The organism is Herbaspirillum sp. SJZ107 (assembly GCF_006715485.1).
Taxonomy (GTDB): domain Bacteria; phylum Pseudomonadota; class Gammaproteobacteria; order Burkholderiales; family Burkholderiaceae_D; genus Telluria.
Genome location: NZ_VFNH01000001.1, coordinates 863433 through 880900, shown reverse-complemented (window position 1 = coordinate 880900; position 17468 = coordinate 863433). Strand labels below are relative to the sequence as shown.

Here is a 17468-nt window from a genome sequence, read left to right as displayed (position 1 = left end):
GGTAAAATGGCGGGATGACGTCCAACCAGAACCATCCCGCCGCTCTTCCCGATCAACCCGATCAACCCGCTCAGCCCGGTCAGTCTGCACAGCCGGCCGGCCGCCTGCCGCCGCGCCCGGCCGTGCCCGACGAAGAAGCGCGCCAGGCGCGCGCTCGGCGCGACGCCGCCGTGCGCGGCGTGTCCTCCATCGCCGCCATGCGCGACGCCATCCGTGACGCCGCGCGCACCCTCCCCCGCATCGATAGCGTGCCGCGCATCCGCCGCCCGGATGCTGCCGCCTTCCGCGCCCGCGCCGCGCATGGCCTGCCCTTCCTGATCGAAGGCGTGGTCGGGCGCTGGCCACTGTGCGCCCTCGACCCGGATGCGCTGCGCGCGCAATTCGGCGAGGTGCCGGTGCGGGCGCGCGTCGGCGACTACATCAACACCGCCTTCGCGCCCGACCGCGCGATGCAGGACATGAGCCTGCGCGCCTACCTGGATCTGGTGGCCGCGCCGGTGCCGGGCCTGCCGCCCTACGTCGGCAACCTGGAATTGCGCGCCATGAACCACCTGTGCCACTGGCCCGCCTATTTCGACAGGATGGGACCGCCTCGCTTCTGGCTCGGCCCGGCGGGCACGGTGACGCCGCTGCATTGCGACTACGACGACAACATCTTCGCCCAGATCCGCGGCACCAAGCGCATCATGCTGGCCCCGCCGCACCATGACGCCTACTTATATGTACGCGAAGCCAATCCGGTGCTGTTCGGTTCGCCGGTCGATGCCGAGGCGCCCGACTTCGATCGCCATCCGCTGGCGCGCCATGCCACGCTGATCGAAGTGATCGTGCAGCCCGGCGACATGCTGTACGTGCCGGCCGGCTGGTATCACCAGGTGCATGCGCTGAGCTTCTCGCTGTCGGCCAACCGCTGGGCGCGCGCGCTGCCGCTGGCCTTGCGCGGGGTGACGCCGGGCTGACCCGGCCTTCCAATGCGGCCGGTGTGAGTTTTTGTGAGAATTTCACGCTGCGGTTGCAGTATGATGGAATCCGGATGTCAACCGGAGATCGGTCATGGTCGGTATCGTACGCGGCGTATCCTTGCTGTTCGGGCTCCTGCTCCTGGTGGGCTGCATCCCGTTCGCCATCCTGGCCGCCGGGGCGCCCCAGGGCCAGGCACCGGCGTCGCCACCCTCGATCATCCTGTCCATGCTGGGCTGCGGTGCGCTGCTGGCGTCGGGCTTCCTGTACGCGCCTTTTTTCGAGAGCCGCATGCGCACGTCGCTCGCGCACCGCACGGTCGCCAGCCTGCTGCTGGCGGTGCCGGTCGGCCTCGGCGCCCTGCTGCTGTTCAGCTCCAGCCATCCGGAATTCCGCACGCCCGCCCTGATCGTGGCCGGCTTGAGCTGCCTGGTGTTCGCCTGCCTGGTATGGGCCGGGCAGCAGCTCAGGGCGCCGTCCTGAGCGGCGCCGGCTCGCGCCCGCCGCCGTGCCGGCCCACCCGTTCATATTCGGCGATCACCTGCGCCCCGAACAGCAGCAGGGTCGCCGCGATCTCCAGGCTGAACATGACGACGATGGCGGTGCTCATCGAGCCGTAGACCAAGTTGACCTTCGACAGCGTGGTGAAGTACCACACCAGCACGTGGCGCGCGATTTCCCACAGCAGCGCCGCGGTGATGCCGCCCACCAGCGCATGCGACAGCGACAGCCGCCCCACAGGCATCACCATGTAGATCGAGGTCAGCACCAGTATCTCGCCGGCCAGGCCGAGCAGGTAGAGCAGCACGCCGGACACCCCGTGCAGCGACCAGCGCCAGCCGAACAGCTGGATGTATTCGCTGCCGATCACCTGCAGCGCGCCGGCGACCAGGGTCACGATCATCACGCCGAAGCCGAGCGCCAGCACGTAGCAGTAAGGCAGCAGCGCCGAAATGAGGTAATGCCGGCGCCGCACCGCCACCCGGTGCACGAAGATCACGCTCATCGCGTTTTCCAGCACCGTGAAGGCCAGCGAACTGAAAAACACCATGGTGGCGACCAGCACCCAGGTGATCAGGTCGCGCGTGTCGAGGAAGTGCGCGACCTCGGCCACCATCGAGGCCGACTGGCCCGGCACGATCAGTTCGAGGTAGCGCCGCAGCGTCACCAGCAACTCGCCCTGGTCGATGAAGTGCGACAGCACCACCACCACCAGCATCAGGAAAGGCACGATCGACAGCAGCGCGTAGTAGGCGACGGCGCCGGCCAGCAGCAGGCCCTGGTTGGCACGGAAGCCCTTCAGCGCGGTGAGCGTGAATTCGAGCGGATGCGCCATGATCCAGGCATTCGCGCGCCGGTTGATCACGCGCAGGCGCGGGCCGCTGACGGTTTTCATCTGGCCAGCCTGATGCCGGTGAACTGCCAGCGCGCGCCCGCCGGGAAGAAGTTGCGGTAGCTGGCGCGCGCGTGGCCGTGCGGCGTCGCGCAGGACGAGCCGCGCAGCACGTACTGGTTGATCATGAACTTGCCGTTGTACTCGCCGAGCGCACCGGCGGCCGGGGCGAAGCCCGGATACGGCGCGTAGCTGCTGCTGGTCCACTGCCAGCATTCGCCGAACATCTGCGCCAGGCCGGCGCTGCCGGCGGCGCGCGGCTCAGGATGCCAATTCTGGTCGCCGCAGGCAATCGCCACGTCGCGCGCGGCGAATTCCCATTCGGCCTCGGTCGGCAGGCGGGCGCCGCGCCAGCGCGCATAGGCATCGGCTTCGTACAGCGAGACATGGGTGACCGGGCGTGCCGGGTCGAGCGCCTGCAGGCCGTGCAGCGTGAATTCCTGCCAGGCGCCATGCCCTGTGGCCATTTCGTCGCGCTGTACCCAGTACAGCGGGTGCGCGATCTCGCCGCGCGCCACCTTGTCCCAGCCTTCGGCCAGCCACAGCGAAGGATCGCGGTAGCCGCCGGCCTCGACGAATTCCAGGTAGTCGCCGTTGGTCACCAGGCGCGAGGCCAGCGCGAACGGCGCCACGTACTGACGGTGGCGCGGCAGTTCGTTGTCGAAGGCAAAGCCGGCGCCGCGGTGGCCGATCTCGGCCAGGCCGCCTTCGAAGTCGACCCAGGCCGGGGGCGCCACCGGGCCGGATGCCGCCAGCGGCGTACCGAGGTAGGCAGGGAACAGCGGGCTCTGCGCCAGCATGTGCTTGACGTCGGTGAGGATCAGTTCCTGGTGCTGCTGCTCGTGCTGCAGGCCGAGTTCCACCAGCGCCGCCAGCTCGGGATCGGCCGGACGCTGCGCCAGCAGGCGCACCATGCGGCGGTCGACGTCGGCGCGGTAGGCCAGCACGTCGGCCATGCCTGGGCGCGTCAGCAGGCCGCGCTGGGGGCGCGGATGCTTGTCGCCGACGCCATTGTAGTAGGAGTTGAACAAGACCCGGAAAGCCGGGTGGAAAGGCCGGAAATCCGCCTCGCGCGGCTCCAGGATGAAGGTTTCGAAAAACCAGGTGGTGTGCGCCAGGTGCCATTTGACCGGGCTGGCGTCCGGCATCGACTGGGCACAACAGTCCTCGGGCGACAGCGGCTCGGCCAGGTGCACCGAACGCTGGCGCACCTGCCCGAACCGGGTAGCGCATTCGGCAAGGGCAGCGGCGCGTTCGAACGGGGTTCCCATGGCGGACTCCTCAGTGTGCCGGCCGGGCGCGCGCGTGGATCACGGCGAACCAGCCCTGCGGGTCGGTCCAGACGGCGCTGGTGGCGAAGCCCGATTCTTCGAGCAGCCGGATGGCGTCGCCGCGGCGGTATTTATAACTGTTTTCGGTGTGGATCCACTCGCCCGCTTCGAAGCGGCGGCTGCCGCCGCGCCAGCTGACCTGCTGCGTGCGCGCCGCTTCCAGGTGCATCTCGACCCGGCCCTCGGCTTCGTTGTAGAAGCCGCGGTGGCGCCAGGCGCGGATGTCGAAATCGGCATCCAGCAGGCGATTGACGTGGCGCAGCACGTTCAGGTTGAAGGCGGCGGTGACGCCGAGCGCATCGTCGTAGGCCGGATCCAGCACCGCGGCCGGCTTGGCCAGGTCGATGCCGATCAGGATGCCGCCATCCTCGCCGCACTGGGCGTGCACGCGGCGCAGGAAGGCACGCGCCTCGTCCGGGGCAAAATTGCCGATCGACGAGCCGGGATAGAAGAACAGGCGGCGGCCGCTGCGCACGAACTCGGGCAGCTGCCAGCTACTCGTGGAAAAATCCATCCCGACCGCGTTCATCTCGATGTGGCCGAAGCGCAGGCGCAGGCGCGCCACCGCGTCCTGCAGGAAATCGGCCGAGATGTCGACCGGCACGTACTGGGCCGGCCGCAGCAGCGGAAACAGGCTGGCCGCCTTGGCACAGTTGCCGGCGCCCAGGTCGATCAGGGTGGCGCCGGTGCCGATGGTCGATGCGATCTCGGCGCCGTGGCGGGCGAAGATCGCGGCCTCGGTGCGCGTCGGGTAATACTCGGGCAGCTCGCAGATCGCTTCGAACAGGCGCGAGCCGAGCGGGTCGTACAGGAACTTGGGCGAAATGCAGGCATGGCGTGCGCGCAGGCCGGCGTCGAGCTCGGCATGCTCCTGCGCTGCGGCACCGGCCAGGTGCGCATCCGGCGACAGGTAATCCAAAGGTGATTCCAGATTCGGGCTCGGCATCGAGGCTCCCCAGGTGGACCTGCCGCACCATGCGGCCAGGATTGAAGTGTTGTTGTTTGAGCCATAATACGCGATTTGTGCCGGACGGTTCGCGCGCCGGCCCAACCGTGCTCACCCCGGCCGCCGTGCTAGAGTAGCGGCTGTCTTTTCAACCTGCCCTCCATGCTCGAACTCGTCGACCTCGGCAAATCCTACGGCGGCCGCACCGTGCTGGCCCGGCTCTCGCACCGTTTCCAGGCCGGCGAATTCGTCGCGATCATGGGCGAATCCGGCGTCGGCAAATCCACCCTGCTGAACCTGATCGCCGGCCTGGACGTGCCGGACAGCGGCCAGGTCCTGGTCGACGGCATGCCGATGTCGGCGCTCGACGACGATGCCGCCACCCGGCTGCGGCGCACCCGCATGGGCTTCATCTTCCAGGCCTTCCACGTCCTGCCCCACCTGAGCCTGGCACAGAACGTGGCCTTGCCGCTGCTGTTGAACGGCGCACCGGACCCGGCGCGCGCGTCGCGCATGCTGGATGCGGTCGGCCTGGGTGGACGCGGCGCCGATTTCCCGCGCCAGCTGTCCGGCGGCGAACTGCAGCGGGTGGCGATCGCGCGCGCCCTGGTACACCGCCCCGCCCTGCTGCTGGCCGACGAACCGACCGGCAACCTCGACCCCGATACCGCCGACGGCATCCTGCACCTGCTGCGTGCCGAGATCAAGGACAGCGGCGCCGGCGCGATCATGGTAACCCACTCGCATGCGGCGGCGGCCATGGCCGACCGGATACTGGTGCTGACGCGCGCCGGTTTGGTGCCTGGCTGAAACAGATGAGCGAATTTGCCGGGAATTCCTACCAGAAAGAGCGACGTTCTGGCGTGTTTTTCATGAACAGTGCGTCAATCTTGTCAAAGTCGTAGTAGCATTCCAACAAAACCCACCCCGCATTGCGCGGGCTCAACGTCATCCTGCTGGACGCAGGCGACGCAGGGCCGGCACAAGGCGCCAACAACATCCGGTCGGGCACTTCTCCAAAACAGTCGATCAGTCTTGAATGTCATCCACTACGGAGGAATTCATGAGCGTACGGCAGAAAAAACAGGAGTTGCTCGAGGCAATGCACCGGGCACGCGCGATGGAGCCATCGAGCTTCATGCCCAACAAGTTGCTCGACACCTTGATCGAACGCATGCAGTTGAAGAACGATGCAGAACTGTGCCGCGTTCTCGAAGTGCAGCCGCCGATCATCAGCAAGATCCGTCACCGCAAGCTGAACGTCGGGGCGACGATCCTGTTGCGGATGCACGAAAAGTCGAACATCTCGATCCGCGAGCTGAAGGAATTGACGGCCGAGTCACGCACGACGCCGGAAGGGCGCGTGCATCACTGAGACGAGGCCGGGCTTATTCGGCGGCCGGACGCCCGGTCTTGATCTGCGGCAGGCTGGCCAGCACGGCACGCAGCGCGGCCGTATCCAGCTGGCCCAGCAGGGCCACGCCGATCCGCAGCAGCTCGCTTTTCTTGACTTCGAAGCCGGCCTTCAGGCAGGCCTGCTTGACGGTGTTGATGACCGCGTATTCCTGCTCGGGCATGGTGAAGCTGTCGCGCACCAGCTGCTGGCGCACGGCTTCGACGCGGGTCTCGGGCGCAGGCGCGGCAGGAGCGCGGCTGCTGCGGGTCCTGGGCGGCGGCGCCAGCTTGCGCGCGGCTTCCTTGACCGCCTGCGCCGGGCTGGCGGCGGCGGCCCTGCCACGGGCGGCCGGCTTCGCTGCGGGTTTGGCTGCGGGTTTAGCTACGGGTTTGGCTGCGGACTTTGCGGCCGGCTTTGCGGCCGCCGGCGGCGCGGCCTTGGCCACAGCCTTGACTGCGGGCTTGGCAGCAGTCCTGGCAGCCGCCTTGACCGCGGGTGTGGCCTCGGCTTTCGCGGTCCTGGCCGGCTTCACCGCCGCCGCTGCCTTGCCCACTTTTTCTTCCTTCGCCGCACGCCCTGCCTTGCCTGCCGCCGCTGTCGTTTTTACCATACCGGTGTTCTCCTGAAAACAAGCCAAACAGTATAGACGATTTAACAGTTTCCCGTAAAAAGCGACACGTTTGTGCGCGCGCAAATACATGTCCGGCCACGACACTAGAGTGGAAATTTTTGACAGGACGGGAAAGAACGATGCGCAAGCGCTGCTACATCACCCTGGGAGCCGCCACCGATGCCGGCGGCAAAGTCGTGACGGCCAGTTCCAGCGTGTCGCTGGACGGCGTCCGGCGCGCACTGGAAGGCGACCTGGTCGATTGCCCGAACTGCGGCAGCAAAGGCGAGATCGCCTGCGACGGCCGGCGCCTGGCCTGCAGCGAAGACGGCCGCCGCCCCGCTCTCGAGGACGACCTGTGCCTGTGCAAATGCACGCCCACCCCGCGCCTGCTGGCCAGCCAGCAGCGCTACCGCCAATGGCTGGCCGACCGCTCCGAAGCGGCCTGATCCGGCTATCGAAGGCCGTCCGGCGCTACTCGGCCAGCACCGGGGGCGCCGCCAGCTCGACCCGGTTGCGCCCGGCCGCCTTGGCCGCGCGCAGCGCTTCGTCGGCGCGCGCCAGCAGGGTCACGTTGCTGTCGTCGGGACGGATCGTGGTCACGCCGAAACTGGCGGTCAGCGAGATCAGGGCGCGTTCGGTCTTCACGCGCTGGGCCTCGATCGCGGCGCGCATGCGCTCGGCCACCATCAGGGCGTCCTGCTCGCCGGTGCGCGGCAGCAGGATCGCGAATTCGACGCCGACCAGGCGTCCCAGCACGTCGCTGTCGCGCAGCTGGCGCTTGCAGGCCGCGGCCAGCGTGGCCAGCACCACGTCGCCGGCCGGGTGGCCGTAGCCGTCGTTGATGCGCTTGAACTGGTCGAGGTCGAACAGGACCAGCGCGGTCGGCTGGCCCGGGCGGCGCGCCAGCGCCATCCACGGCGCCAGTGTCTGGAAGAAGCCGCGCCGGTTGGGCACGTCGGTGAGCGGATCCACGATTTCCATGCGGGCCAGTTCGCCCTGCAGGCGCTCGCGCCCCAGCAGCAGCCAGCCGAAGGCGCCCAGCACGGCCAGCAGGTACAGCGCGCCGGTGTGCAACTGGCGCAGCAGGTCGTTGCTCATCCAGCCCCAGCCGGCAGGCGCGGCGAGCACCAGGGCGCCGCGCGCGCCCACCACCAGGGCCAGGATGCCGGTCGCCAGCGCCAGGAAACGGCGCAGCATCGACGCTTCGGTCCAGCCGATCGCCAGCGCCACGGCGGCGCCCAGGTAAAAGCCGCCCAGGACCAGCGAAGCGGCAATCGCGCGCAGGCCGAAGGGATCGATCAGGTTGCAGAGGACGAAGGCGGCGATGGCCAGTCCCAACAGCGGCGCCACCACGCGACGCCAGCGCAGGCGGCCGGCGCGTTCCCACTGCGCCCCGCATTCCCAGGCAACGCCGGCGAACACCAGCGCGTACGACACCGGGAAGGCCAGCCCCTCGGGCATCACGCCGGCGGCGCCGATCGCCAGCAACAGCCAGCCGGCGGCCTGGTATTGACGGCCCCAGCCCCAGGCCGACAAGGCGGCCGGACGGCCATCGACGTGCTCGAAGAAAAACAGGGCCGCGCACAGGGCCAGGTTGCCCAGTGCGAGTGCCAATACCATCGTGGTCGAGTCCATGCGCCCCTCAGATTGCGTGCAACGGGCAGCTTATCAGAAACCCATCCGCGCCAACAAGCCACACTTGCCCGACGGCTATATGACCCGGCGTCCGGCTCGGCTGTCGTATACTTGTTGCATGTCCCGCCTTCCGAATTTCGTCACCTGCGCCGATCCGGCCGCCACCGCCCCGCCGCTGGTACGCACCCACAAGGGCCGCCGCACGCTGGCCTTCGAGTCCGGCGACATCCAGAGCGAAATGCTGCTCGCGCGCCCCTATGCGCTGACGCTGCAATACACGCGGGCGATGATGTGCTTTGCGCTGTTCGTGCCGCGCCCGCGCCATATCCTGATGGTCGGACTGGGCGGCGGGTCGCTCGCCAAATTCTGCCACCGCCACTTCCCGGATTGCCGCATCACCGTGGTCGAGCTGCGCGCCGACGTGATCGCGCTGCGCGAGCAGTTCCTGGTGCCGCCCGACGACGCGCGCCTGCGCGTGGTCCATGCCGACGCGGTCGAATACGTCAAGGCGCAGGCGGCCCAGGGCGCCCGGCCGTTCGACGTGATCCTGGTCGACGGCTTCGGCGCCGAGGGCTTGCCGCCGGCGCTGGGCAACGCCGCCTTCTACCGCGATTGCCGCGCCGTGCTGGGCGACGGCGGCGTCCTGGTGGCCAACGTCTTCACCTACGATCCGCGCTACCCGGTGGTGCTGGACGCGCTCGACACCGTGTTCGCGCGCCGCACCTGCTGGTTCGACAAGGTCGCCGGCAACAACCGTATCGTGTTCGCCATCCACGCCGCGGATGGCGCCGGCGGCGACGCGTTGCCGGGAGTGCGCCGGCTGCGTAGCCTGGGACGCCGGCATGGCCTCGGCCTGGGCTTGTTGAACCGGCTATGGACGCGCTTGCTGGTCATGCAACTGGCATGGCGATCTGTTCTGGCCCAGCCACACTAAGACACGCTTTGCCGCAGAATGTGGCGAATTGTTTGCGGTAATGACGGCTTTTGTGACAAACTGGCCCCGCTTAATACCTACGGGCAATCATTTTTGTCCAAGCCATCGTTTTGTCCAATCACGGGAAGTCCTGGATGCCGCATCGCCGTTTGTCGCGCTCGCTCACGCTTGCCGCCGCCCTGACGCTGGGCGGAGGGCTGGCCGCCACCCTGGCGCTGACGATGGCGGTCGCACGTCTCGAATACGATAACCAGGCGCTGGCCTTCGGGCGCGACGTCGGTATCCGCGTGGCCGCGCTGCGCCAGGGCATGGACCAGGCAGCCGAGGTACTGAACGTGACCAACCAGCTGTTCGCCACCGTCCAGCCAGTCACGCGCGCGCAATTCCACGACTTCACGACCCCGCTGCTGAAGCGCAATCCCTTCATCCTGGCCTTCAATTTCCACCGTGTGGTGCCCGACGCCGAGCGCGCTGCCTTCGAGGCCCGCCTGCAGCAGGTGCGTCCGGGCACGGTGCTGACCGAGCTGCGCATCGACGGCAAGTCGACCGCACTGGTACCGGCACCGCGGCGTCCGGCCTATAACGTGGTCGACTACCTGGAACCGATGCGTGGCAACGAAGCGGCCTTCGGCCTGGACGTCGGCGCCAACCGGGAAGTGGCGGATGCCGTCGAGCGCGCACGGCGCAGCGGCCATGCCAGCGCCACCGGCCTGTTCCGCCTGGCCCAGGATCCGCTCGGCAAGCCCAGCTTCGACGTGGTGATGCCGGTCTACGACGCCGCCGGCCGCCTGGTCGGCGACACCGCTGCCGTCGTGTGCGTCCAGAGCCTGGTCAACACGGCGCTGGCACGCACCGGGCTGCTGGACGAGCGCAGCATCCTGCTGCACGTGTATGCCGGCGCCCGCGCCGTGCCCGCCAGCCTGGTGTATACCAATCACGATGCGCAGCATGCCAGCGAAAAGCCGCCGCAGCCGGCGCCGCTGCCCTGGCTGGCGGGGGCCTACAGCGGCCGCGTACTGCACAGCTTCACGATCGGCGACCAGCCGTGGACCGTGGAAGCGATCGCGGCGCCGCGGCCGTGGCTGGCCGCCCACCCGAGTTCGACCCTGCTGCTGGGCGGCGGCCTGTTCGCCACCCTGCTGCTGGCGGCGCTGGTGCAGGCGGCAGGCCGGCGTTCGCGCAAGGTCCAGGAACTGGTGCGCGAGCGCACCGCCGACCTCAAGCTGAGCAACCAGCGCCTGATCGACGACGTGCTGGCGCGCAAGCGCACCGAGCAGGCGTTGCAGGAAAGCGAGCAGCGTTTCCGCCGGCTGGCCGCCCTGTCCTCGGACTGGTACTGGGAGCAGGACGACCGGTTCCGCTTCGTGGCGGTCACCGGCGACTTTACCGAAAAGTCCGGCATTGCCGTCGAGCGCCTGCTCGGCAAGACCCGCTGGGACCTGCTGCCGCAACTGGCCGACAGTGCCTGCTTCCGCGAGCACATGGCGGCACTGCAGGCGCATGAATCATTCAAGAACTTTGAATACAGCATCATCGACGACCGCGGCGGCGAGCGCTGGTACTGCATCAGTGGCGAACCGATCTACGATGCCGACGGCCGCTTCAGCGGGTACCGCGGCACCGGCAGCGACATCACCGCCCGCAAGCTGACCGAGCAGCGCGTCCACCACGTGGCCCAGCACGACGTGCTGACCGGCCTGCCCAACCGTTCGCTGCTGCAGGACCGCCTCGGCCAGGCGGTGGCCTGGTCCAGCCGCAACGGCCGCCCGGTCTGGGTGATGCTGCTCGACCTCGACCGCTTCAAGTACGTCAACGACAGCATGGGCCACAAGGCCGGCGACGTGCTCCTGATGACGGTGGCGGCGCGCCTGCGCGCGGCGCTGCGCGACACCGACACCGTGGCGCGCCTGTCGGGCGACGAGTTCGTGGCGATCCTGGCCGAGGACAACGAAGCGCTCACGCCGGCCATCGTGCAGCGCGTGATGGATGCGGTGGCGCGGCCGATCCTGCTCGGCAGCCGCGAATTCCTGGTCACCTGCAGCGTCGGCGTGGCCGTCTTCCCGAGCGACGGCACCCCGGCCGACAGCCTGATCGAGCACGCCGACATTGCCATGTACCGTGCCAAGAAATTGGGCCGCAACAATTTCCAGTTCTACACCCCGGCCATGAACGAGGAGTCGCTCGAACGCGTGCGCATCGAGAGCGGGCTGCGCTCCGCGCTGGAGCGCAACGAATTCGTGCTGCACTACCAGCCGCAGGTCGACCTGAAGAGCGGCCGCATCGTCGGCATGGAAGCGCTGATCCGCTGGCAGCATCCGGAGCTGGGCATGGTGCCGCCGTCGCGCTTCGTGTGCGTGGCCGAGGACACCGGCCTGATCGTCCCGATCGGCGCCTGGGTCATGCGCACCGCCTGCGCCCAGAACAAGGCCTGGCAGGATGCCGGCCTGGGCAGGCTGCGCGTGGCCGTGAACCTGTCGGCGCGCCAGTTCGGCGCCGCCGACCTGCTGCCGGGCATCGAAGCGGCGCTGCGCGATACCGGCCTGGACGCCGGCTGCCTGGAACTGGAATTGACGGAAAGCCTGTTCATGGGCGACGTCACGCCGGCGGTGGAACTGCTGCACCGCATGAAGGCGCTCGGGGTGAAGCTGTCGATCGACGACTTCGGCACCGGCTACTCGAGTTTTTCCTACCTGTCGCGCTTCCCGATCGACGTGCTGAAGATCGACCGCTCGTTCGTGGCCGACATCACCCACGACGCCAACGACGCCGCCATCGTCGATTCGATCATCGCGCTGGCCCACAACCTGCGCCTGTCGGTGATCGCCGAGGGCGTCGAGACCGCCGAACAGCTCGACCACCTGCGGCGCCAGGGCTGCGACGAGATGCAGGGCTACCATTTCTCGCGCCCGCTGCCCGCGGAAGACTTCGAACGGCTGCTGCGCAAGCACGTCGCGACCGAACCCGCCCTCGCCTGAAAATGAACAAAGACATCATTTAGTAGTGGCCTAAACGACATCGTTCTTCTAGAATTGGCGTTTTTGATCTATTGTCAATAGCCGCACGGAATAAATGAGAGAGACGATGAACGCCGACACCGTCACCCTGGAGCAGCGCAAGCCGCGCACCGACATGCGCACCCGCGACCTGGTGAACCAGGCCGTGGCTTCGGTCCCGAGCCTGGGCCTGCAGCGCGCCGCGGAATTCCTGGCGGCGATGAATGTGCCGGCCGAAATCGCCGTGCGCACGCTGGTCTATCCGCACCGCCGCCGCAACGCCTGAGCGGCGCCTGCCGCGCTGCTGGCTGCGCGGCGGATCGATCGTGCACACCTACCGCCTAGCGCGGCTGCGGCTCCTGGGCAGCGATGTCGGCCAGCGATTCGCGTCCACGCGCGGTGAGCGTGTAGCCGCCTTCTTCGCGCGCGGCGATGTGCGACTTGCGGCTCAGGAACTGGACCACGTCGTCGTCGATGGCGGCGGACGGATCGGCGTCGAGCGCGCGGAGCGCCTGCACGCAGCGGCGCAGGAACAGCACTTCCTGCCCCTTGGGCGTCAGCACCAGGGTACCGTTGCGCTCGTACTGCGCCATCTTCAGGCCCGACAGGCGCTTCGCATTGCGCCCGATACAGGGGTTGGTGCGCGTACCGCGGCGGATCCATTCGAGGGCGTCGTATTCGTCGCCCGTCAGTTTTTCGTTCTTCATTACGGCTTTCTACGGAAACAAGCCCGCCATGGTAACGTCAGCGGGCTGGTCCGGCAACCTGCAAACTGCGCGGCCGCTCAGCGGAGGGCACGGCGTGCAAACCAGACGAGGCCGGCACCGGCCAGGACGCCCAGCGTCAGCGCGGCCAGTTGTACCTGGCGCGAATCGAGCAGCGAGTTGCGGCCCAGGTAGATCTTGTTGTGCAAGGTGGTGCTCATTGCGGCTTTCTCCTCCAGTAAATGGCCAATAAGCCATTATAAAAATTCCGCCGCCGGCTTATGTGCGCTGACGTACGAATATTGCATATTTTATCCTTTCAGCAAGACTTTTGCTGCACGCCTTGCGCATGCCGTGACACCTATTGCGCGCCAGTTGCTGCGATGGACTGTTAGGATCAGGTCAACATGACAACGCAAGGAGCAAGCCATGAATACCTCGATTCCAAAACCAGACCCGGGCGCCAAAGGCAGCGGCATGCTGCACGAGGCCGACATCGGCAGCGGCGAACGCTCGCCGGCCCAGCATGAAACCGATCAGATGATCAAGGAAATCCCGCCGTTGCACGGCGAGGTGCCGGACGACAAGGACGCACCAGCCAAGAGCTGATGGCTGTCCTCCCCGTCAGGCTGCTGCGCCGGCCTTGACGGGTGCCGTCGGCGCATCGGGTTCCTGCACCGGTGCGCGCGACGGTGCCGGCACGTCGTCCGGATCCGGGCTCGGCGGCGGCGAATCCGGATTGGTCGGATCCGGCGATTCCGGGTCCGGCGTCGAATGGGCGTGGATGCCGGCGCCCTGCGGCCATCCTCGTTCTTGTAGGCTCATCTTCGTCCCTCCTGAATAAAAGGATCAGCCGTAAAAACTGCCGGCAGCATGGCAGCGCGCTACCATGCTGCCGGCGCGTTCATCGTCGTTCGATGGGTCAGTGGTTCTGCTTCTGCTTGGCACCACCGCCGGCGCCTTCACCGGTGCTGGCCTTGACGCGCGACTTGTTGTCGTGGCTGCTCTTGTCCGCCTTGCCGGCGCGCTGCTTGGCCAGGTCTTCCTCGGACATGTGTTCCGACTGCTTGTTCTGGGTACCGCTGGATTTCGACTGGGTCATGGCGTTCTCCTGTGTGTGAAACGGTTGACGTTTTGCGCAGACTAGCATGGAAGATCGGGAGCAGTTTTCAATCGTGCGCGGCTGCTGTCGCTGGCGCCCCGCGATTGGTATAGTTGCGTTTTGACATCCTGGAGTCCCCCATGCCGCGCCTGACCGCTTCTGCCCGCGCCCTGCTCCTGAGCGCTTGTCTTGCCGGCACGGCGCCGGCCATCGCCGCCGACACCACGGTCCCGGCCGTACCGATGAAGCTGGCCAGCTACATGGCCCTGAGCGGCCCCGCCCCGAGCGCCACCTTCGCCTACGGCAGCGCACCGTCCCAGTATGCCGAACTGTTCCTGCCGCCTGGCAAAGGCCCGTTCCCGGTAGCGGTGCTGGTGCACGGCGGCTGCTGGACCAAGGAATTCGGCGGCATCGAGCAGCTGCGCAACATCGCCGGCGCGCTGGCGGCGCGCGGCATCGCTTCGTGGAACGTGGAATACCGCCGCGTCGACGAAGCCGGCGGCGGCTACCCCGGCACCTACCAGGACATGAATGCGGCGCTCGACACCCTCGCGGCCCAGGCCGCACGCTACCCGCTCGACCTCGGGCGCCTGGTGGCGGTCGGCCACTCGGCCGGCGGCCAGCTGGTGCAGTGGATGGCGGGGCGCGCCCGCATCCCCGCGGCCAGCCCGCTGCACCCTGGCGGCACCCTGCAGGTGCGGCGCGTGGTCAGCCTCGGCGGCCTGGCCGACCTGCGCCGCGAAGCGGCTTTGATCGAGTCGAGCTGCGAGCGCACGACCGCGCAACTGGCCGGCAGCCCCAGCGCGTCCCGTCCCGACGTGTTCAGCGACACCAATGCTGCAGAGCTGATGCCGAACGGCAGCCGCACGATCCTCGTCACCGGCGAGCTGGACAAGGTATCGCCGCCGCGCGTGGCCCATGCGTACGCGCAGCGCGCCCGTGCTGCCGGCGATGCGGCGGAGACGATCATCCTGCCGGGCGCCAGCCACTACGACGAGGTCGCGGCCAGCTCGGCCTCGTGGCCGCTGGTGCTGCAGGCGATCGAATCGTCCCTGAAATAATCCGCCCTGCCCGCTCAGTCGGGCCAGCCGACCTGCCTGGCGAGGCGCTGTTCCAGCGTCAGGTCTTCCAGCGCCACTGCGATGCATGGCAGGATAGTGCCGTCGCGTTTTTCTTCCAGGGACAAACCCGGCCATTCGACCAGGTGGCGCACCCTGCCCGCGCCCTCGGCCACGCGACAGATGCAGGTGCGGCAGGTGCCGTTGCGGCAGGAACTGGGCAGCTCGAAGCCGGCCTGTTCGGCCGCGCGCAGCAGCGGCGTATCGGCGTCCGCCTGGAAGGTCCAGCCGGACGGCTGGAGGGTGATGGTCGATGTCGGCATGGCGCGATTGTAGCCCCATCCATGCCGCGGCGGCCTGCGCCGGTCTGCCCAATCTTGGGTTCGTTCCCGCACAGACCATGCCTGAAGGCAGCTTTAGCCTGAAACTTCCGAAGCAAGAACAGCAGGTGCCCCATGAAGAATCAACATCTTTCCCTTCTCGCCGCCCTCCTGGGCGCCACCCTGTCCGCTGGCGCCCAGCCGGTCACCGCCGCCCAGCCCGCAGCAACAAAACAGCCCACCGGCATGACTGCGCCGGCCGCCGCGCCCATGGCCAAGCCGGGCTACACGGCGCCCACCGCGCAAGCCACGCCGCTTGCGGCCGCACCCGCCCCGGCAGCGGCGCAGCCGCCCGCCGCAGCCCAGGACAACGCAGCCGCAGCGGCGACGGCGGCTACGGCACCGGCCGCACAGGATCCCGCCGCCAGACAGGCTGAATTCGAGCGCCTGCTGCGTGCCCAGGTGCTGCTCGACCGTGCCCACTTCTCGCCCGGCGAAATCGACGGCGCCTTCGGCTCCAACATGCGCCAGGCCCTGTCCGGCTTCCAGAAAGCGCGCAACCTGCCCGTCACCGGCAAGCTGGACGAGGCCACCTGGAATGCGCTGAACGCCGACACCGCCCCGACCCTGGTCAGCTACTCGCTGGCCGAGGCCGACGTCGCCGGCCCGTTCCGGCCGATCCCGGAAGAGATGATGGACAAGGCCAAGCTGCCGGCACTCGGTTATGCGACCCCGGCCGAAGGCCTGGGCGAGAAATTCCACGCCAGCCCGGCATTGGTGGAAAAGCTGAACCAGGGCAAGAACCTGGGCCAGCTCGGCACCCAGATCGTGGTCCCGAACGTGGTCGGCACGCCGCCGTTGCCGCCGGCCGCGCGCGTGGTGGTCTATAACGACGCCCGCATCCTGACCCTGCAGGACGCGTCCGGCAACCTGCTGGCCCAGTACCCGGCCTCGACCGGCAGCGAACACGATCCGCTGCCGATCGGCGAGTGGAAGATCGAAGGCGTGTTTCGCAATCCGACCTACCACTACAACCCCAAGCTGTTCTGGGATGCAAAGGGAAGCGACAAGAAGGCCACCGTGCCTGCCGGCCCCAACAACCCGGTCGGCGTGGCCTGGATCGACTTGTCCAAGCCGCACTACGGCATCCACGGCACCCCGGTGCCCGGCATGGTGGGAAAAAGCGAGTCGCACGGCTGCATCCGCCTGACCAACTGGAGCGCGGCCGAGGTGGCGGGCCTGGTCAAGGCCGGTACCCAGGTCGTGCTGCAGGATTGATGGCGGGACCGGTTCACATATAACAAGGAGAATGCGATGAGATGGCTGATGACCTTTTTGCTGGGCATCGTGGTCGGCGCCGGCGGCCTGTTCGTCTGGCTGCGCCAGATGCCGCACGACACGGCCCCGGCCGTGGCCGCGAACACCGGTTCGCTGCCGGCGCCGGCGGCGGGACACAACCTGGACGGCCAGTTGCCGCCGGCACCGAAGGTCATGCCCGATCTCACCGAACTCGACTTGCCGCTGCGCCCGGGCGCCATCGACCAGTCGGCGGCGCCGGCGCAGTCATCCGCGTCGTCCGCACCGACCCTGCCGGCCGGCAAGCTGATGGTGCCGGTCGACGGCATGGCGCTGAGCCAGATCCGCGACACCTTCGACCAGCCGCGCGGCAACGAACGCCACCACGAGGCACTCGACATCATGGCGCCGAAAGGCACGAAGGTAGTGGCGGCAGCCGACGGCAAGATCGCCAAGCTGTTCACCAGCAAGCCGGGCGGCCTCACCGTCTATGTGTTCGACCCGACCGAAAAGTACGCCTATTATTATGCGCACCTCGACCGCTATGCCGACGGCCTGCAGGAAGGGGCCACCGTCAAGCGCGGCGACCCGCTCGGCTACGTCGGCGTGACCGGCAATTCGGATCCGAATGCGCCACACCTGCACTTTGCCGTGTTCGAACTGACGCCCGAGAAGCAGTGGTGGAAAGGGACCCCGGTGAACCCGTTCCCGCTGCTGGGCGAGTAAGGATCGCCGGCACCTCGTTAACCGCATGGCAACATGAATCTCATCCCGGCGAAATAAGCCG

At 67.9% G+C, this 17468-nt stretch carries 22 protein-coding genes; 12 read left to right on the top strand and 10 right to left on the bottom strand.

What is annotated here, in order from left to right; genetic code table 11:
• Positions 1–14 precede the first annotated feature (14 nt).
• Together FBX97_RS03970 and FBX97_RS03965 are read left to right on the top strand one after the other, a co-directional pair.
• The gene (locus tag FBX97_RS03970) at positions 15–959 is read left to right on the top strand and encodes a cupin-like domain-containing protein (RefSeq protein ID WP_141828918.1); all 945 of its coding nucleotides are present in this window, start codon (positions 15–17) and stop codon (positions 957–959) included.
• A 94-nt stretch (positions 960–1053) separates the two neighbouring features.
• Positions 1054–1443 (top strand): hypothetical protein, encoded by a 390-nt coding sequence (locus FBX97_RS03965; RefSeq protein ID WP_141828917.1) that lies wholly within the window; start codon positions 1054–1056, stop codon positions 1441–1443.
• On the opposite strand, the gene FBX97_RS03960 is transcribed toward FBX97_RS03965, so the two are convergent.
• From FBX97_RS03960 to egtD, 3 genes are read right to left on the bottom strand one after another with little or no spacing between them, the layout of a single operon-like run.
• Positions 1427–2356 (bottom strand): YihY/virulence factor BrkB family protein, encoded by a 930-nt coding sequence (locus FBX97_RS03960; RefSeq protein WP_141828916.1) that lies wholly within the window; start codon positions 2354–2356, stop codon positions 1427–1429. The genes FBX97_RS03965 and FBX97_RS03960 overlap by 17 nt on opposite strands.
• Positions 2353–3624 (bottom strand): ergothioneine biosynthesis protein EgtB, encoded by a 1272-nt coding sequence (gene egtB, locus FBX97_RS03955; RefSeq protein WP_141828915.1) that lies wholly within the window; start codon positions 3622–3624, stop codon positions 2353–2355. Before egtB ends, FBX97_RS03960 begins: the two co-directional genes overlap by 4 nt.
• Positions 3625–3634: 10 nt before the next feature.
• On the bottom strand, positions 3635–4630 hold the full coding sequence (gene egtD, locus FBX97_RS03950) for an L-histidine N(alpha)-methyltransferase (protein WP_141828914.1): 996 nt from the start codon (positions 4628–4630) through the stop codon (positions 3635–3637).
• Between the two features lie 162 nt (positions 4631–4792).
• Here egtD and FBX97_RS03945 point away from each other — a divergent pair, with 162 nt between their 5' ends.
• Both FBX97_RS03945 and FBX97_RS03940 read left to right on the top strand, forming a co-directional pair.
• Positions 4793–5440, top strand: a complete 648-nt coding sequence (locus tag FBX97_RS03945) for an ABC transporter ATP-binding protein (RefSeq protein WP_141828913.1) — start codon at positions 4793–4795, stop codon at positions 5438–5440.
• Positions 5441–5693: 253 nt separating this feature from the next.
• On the top strand, positions 5694–6005 hold the full coding sequence (locus FBX97_RS03940; protein WP_141828912.1) for a hypothetical protein: 312 nt from the start codon (positions 5694–5696) through the stop codon (positions 6003–6005).
• Between the two features lie 13 nt (positions 6006–6018).
• Here FBX97_RS03940 and FBX97_RS29495 read toward each other — a convergent pair whose 3' ends face one another.
• Positions 6019–6636: a hypothetical protein gene (locus tag FBX97_RS29495; protein ID WP_370457139.1), complete on the bottom strand. Its 618-nt coding sequence runs from the start codon at positions 6634–6636 to the stop codon at positions 6019–6021.
• Positions 6637–6776: 140 nt separating this feature from the next.
• On the opposite strand from FBX97_RS29495, the gene FBX97_RS03925 reads away from it, so the two are divergent.
• Positions 6777–7085 carry a PAAR domain-containing protein gene (locus tag FBX97_RS03925; protein WP_141828909.1) on the top strand — a complete coding sequence of 103 codons (309 nt, stop codon included), beginning with the start codon at positions 6777–6779 and terminating at the stop codon, positions 7083–7085.
• Positions 7086–7110: 25 nt separating this feature from the next.
• Here the strand turns inward: FBX97_RS03925 and FBX97_RS03920 are convergent, their stop codons facing one another.
• On the bottom strand, positions 7111–8274 hold the full coding sequence (locus tag FBX97_RS03920; protein WP_141828908.1) for a diguanylate cyclase: 1164 nt from the start codon (positions 8272–8274) through the stop codon (positions 7111–7113).
• Between the two features lie 118 nt (positions 8275–8392).
• Here FBX97_RS03920 and FBX97_RS03915 point away from each other — a divergent pair, with 118 nt between their 5' ends.
• The 3 genes from FBX97_RS03915 (at position 8393) to FBX97_RS03905 (ending at position 12487) form a co-directional block, all read left to right on the top strand.
• Positions 8393–9208 carry a fused MFS/spermidine synthase gene (locus FBX97_RS03915; protein ID WP_141828907.1) on the top strand — a complete coding sequence of 272 codons (816 nt, stop codon included), beginning with the start codon at positions 8393–8395 and terminating at the stop codon, positions 9206–9208.
• A 134-nt stretch (positions 9209–9342) separates the two neighbouring features.
• Positions 9343–12183, top strand: a complete 2841-nt coding sequence (locus FBX97_RS03910; RefSeq protein ID WP_141828906.1) for an EAL domain-containing protein — start codon at positions 9343–9345, stop codon at positions 12181–12183.
• A 106-nt stretch (positions 12184–12289) separates the two neighbouring features.
• Positions 12290–12487: a hypothetical protein gene (locus FBX97_RS03905; RefSeq protein WP_255517283.1), complete on the top strand. Its 198-nt coding sequence runs from the start codon at positions 12290–12292 to the stop codon at positions 12485–12487.
• Between the two features lie 55 nt (positions 12488–12542).
• On the opposite strand, the gene FBX97_RS03900 is transcribed toward FBX97_RS03905, so the two are convergent.
• Positions 12543–12908: a hypothetical protein gene (locus FBX97_RS03900; RefSeq protein WP_141828904.1), complete on the bottom strand. Its 366-nt coding sequence runs from the start codon at positions 12906–12908 to the stop codon at positions 12543–12545.
• Positions 12909–12985: 77 nt separating this feature from the next.
• The gene (locus FBX97_RS29490) at positions 12986–13126 is read right to left on the bottom strand and encodes a hypothetical protein (protein WP_185748463.1); all 141 of its coding nucleotides are present in this window, start codon (positions 13124–13126) and stop codon (positions 12986–12988) included.
• A gap of 208 nt (positions 13127–13334) precedes the next feature.
• Between FBX97_RS29490 and FBX97_RS03895 the strand changes: the two genes are divergently transcribed.
• On the top strand, positions 13335–13514 hold the full coding sequence (locus FBX97_RS03895; RefSeq protein WP_141828903.1) for a hypothetical protein: 180 nt from the start codon (positions 13335–13337) through the stop codon (positions 13512–13514).
• Between the two features lie 15 nt (positions 13515–13529).
• Here the strand turns inward: FBX97_RS03895 and FBX97_RS03890 are convergent, their stop codons facing one another.
• Both FBX97_RS03890 and FBX97_RS03885 read right to left on the bottom strand, forming a co-directional pair.
• Entirely contained in the window at positions 13530–13730 is a 201-nt protein-coding gene (locus FBX97_RS03890) for a hypothetical protein (protein ID WP_141828902.1), read from the bottom strand.
• 97 nt (positions 13731–13827) lie between these two features.
• Positions 13828–14007, bottom strand: coding sequence for a hypothetical protein (locus tag FBX97_RS03885; RefSeq protein WP_141828901.1), 180 nt, complete (start codon positions 14005–14007; stop codon positions 13828–13830).
• 140 nt (positions 14008–14147) lie between these two features.
• Here FBX97_RS03885 and FBX97_RS03880 point away from each other — a divergent pair, with 140 nt between their 5' ends.
• On the top strand, positions 14148–15068 hold the full coding sequence (locus FBX97_RS03880) for an alpha/beta hydrolase (protein WP_370457138.1): 921 nt from the start codon (positions 14148–14150) through the stop codon (positions 15066–15068).
• A 14-nt stretch (positions 15069–15082) separates the two neighbouring features.
• On the opposite strand, the gene FBX97_RS03875 is transcribed toward FBX97_RS03880, so the two are convergent.
• Positions 15083–15388 (bottom strand): 2Fe-2S iron-sulfur cluster-binding protein, encoded by a 306-nt coding sequence (locus FBX97_RS03875; protein ID WP_141828900.1) that lies wholly within the window; start codon positions 15386–15388, stop codon positions 15083–15085.
• Positions 15389–15520: 132 nt separating this feature from the next.
• Here FBX97_RS03875 and FBX97_RS03870 point away from each other — a divergent pair, with 132 nt between their 5' ends.
• Together FBX97_RS03870 and FBX97_RS03865 are read left to right on the top strand one after the other, a co-directional pair.
• A complete protein-coding gene (locus FBX97_RS03870) occupies positions 15521–16663 on the top strand; it encodes a L,D-transpeptidase (protein WP_141828899.1) in 1143 nt (380 codons plus the stop codon).
• 36 nt (positions 16664–16699) lie between these two features.
• A complete protein-coding gene (locus FBX97_RS03865; protein ID WP_141828898.1) occupies positions 16700–17407 on the top strand; it encodes a M23 family metallopeptidase in 708 nt (235 codons plus the stop codon).
• Positions 17408–17468 lie beyond the last annotated feature (61 nt).

Excerpts from the sequence above, each read along its gene's own strand:
- FBX97_RS03965 (WP_141828917.1), top strand. The coding sequence starts at position 1,054 with ATGGTCGGTATCGTACGCGGCGTATCCTTGCTGTTCGGGCTCCTGCTC.
- FBX97_RS03970 (WP_141828918.1), top strand. The coding sequence starts at position 15 with ATGACGTCCAACCAGAACCATCCCGCCGCTCTTCCCGATCAACCCGAT.
- FBX97_RS03960 (WP_141828916.1), bottom strand. The coding sequence starts at position 2,356 with ATGAAAACCGTCAGCGGCCCGCGCCTGCGCGTGATCAACCGGCGCGCG.
- egtB (WP_141828915.1), bottom strand. The coding sequence starts at position 3,624 with ATGGGAACCCCGTTCGAACGCGCCGCTGCCCTTGCCGAATGCGCTACC.
- FBX97_RS03880 (WP_370457138.1), top strand. The coding sequence starts at position 14,148 with ATGCCGCGCCTGACCGCTTCTGCCCGCGCCCTGCTCCTGAGCGCTTGT.
- FBX97_RS03945 (WP_141828913.1), top strand. The coding sequence starts at position 4,793 with ATGCTCGAACTCGTCGACCTCGGCAAATCCTACGGCGGCCGCACCGTG.
- FBX97_RS03865 (WP_141828898.1), top strand. The coding sequence starts at position 16,700 with ATGAGATGGCTGATGACCTTTTTGCTGGGCATCGTGGTCGGCGCCGGC.
- FBX97_RS03910 (WP_141828906.1), top strand. The coding sequence starts at position 9,343 with ATGCCGCATCGCCGTTTGTCGCGCTCGCTCACGCTTGCCGCCGCCCTG.
- FBX97_RS03925 (WP_141828909.1), top strand. The coding sequence starts at position 6,777 with ATGCGCAAGCGCTGCTACATCACCCTGGGAGCCGCCACCGATGCCGGC.
- FBX97_RS03895 (WP_141828903.1), top strand. The coding sequence starts at position 13,335 with ATGAATACCTCGATTCCAAAACCAGACCCGGGCGCCAAAGGCAGCGGC.
- FBX97_RS03885 (WP_141828901.1), bottom strand. The coding sequence starts at position 14,007 with ATGACCCAGTCGAAATCCAGCGGTACCCAGAACAAGCAGTCGGAACAC.
- FBX97_RS03920 (WP_141828908.1), bottom strand. The coding sequence starts at position 8,274 with ATGGACTCGACCACGATGGTATTGGCACTCGCACTGGGCAACCTGGCC.
- FBX97_RS03915 (WP_141828907.1), top strand. The coding sequence starts at position 8,393 with ATGTCCCGCCTTCCGAATTTCGTCACCTGCGCCGATCCGGCCGCCACC.
- FBX97_RS03870 (WP_141828899.1), top strand. The coding sequence starts at position 15,521 with ATGAAGAATCAACATCTTTCCCTTCTCGCCGCCCTCCTGGGCGCCACC.
- FBX97_RS03900 (WP_141828904.1), bottom strand. The coding sequence starts at position 12,908 with ATGAAGAACGAAAAACTGACGGGCGACGAATACGACGCCCTCGAATGG.
- FBX97_RS03890 (WP_141828902.1), bottom strand. The coding sequence starts at position 13,730 with ATGAGCCTACAAGAACGAGGATGGCCGCAGGGCGCCGGCATCCACGCC.
- egtD (WP_141828914.1), bottom strand. The coding sequence starts at position 4,630 with ATGCCGAGCCCGAATCTGGAATCACCTTTGGATTACCTGTCGCCGGAT.
- FBX97_RS03905 (WP_255517283.1), top strand. The coding sequence starts at position 12,290 with ATGAACGCCGACACCGTCACCCTGGAGCAGCGCAAGCCGCGCACCGAC.
- FBX97_RS03940 (WP_141828912.1), top strand. The coding sequence starts at position 5,694 with ATGAGCGTACGGCAGAAAAAACAGGAGTTGCTCGAGGCAATGCACCGG.
- FBX97_RS03875 (WP_141828900.1), bottom strand. The coding sequence starts at position 15,388 with ATGCCGACATCGACCATCACCCTCCAGCCGTCCGGCTGGACCTTCCAG.
- FBX97_RS29495 (WP_370457139.1), bottom strand. The coding sequence starts at position 6,636 with ATGGTAAAAACGACAGCGGCGGCAGGCAAGGCAGGGCGTGCGGCGAAG.
- FBX97_RS29490 (WP_185748463.1), bottom strand. The coding sequence starts at position 13,126 with ATGAGCACCACCTTGCACAACAAGATCTACCTGGGCCGCAACTCGCTG.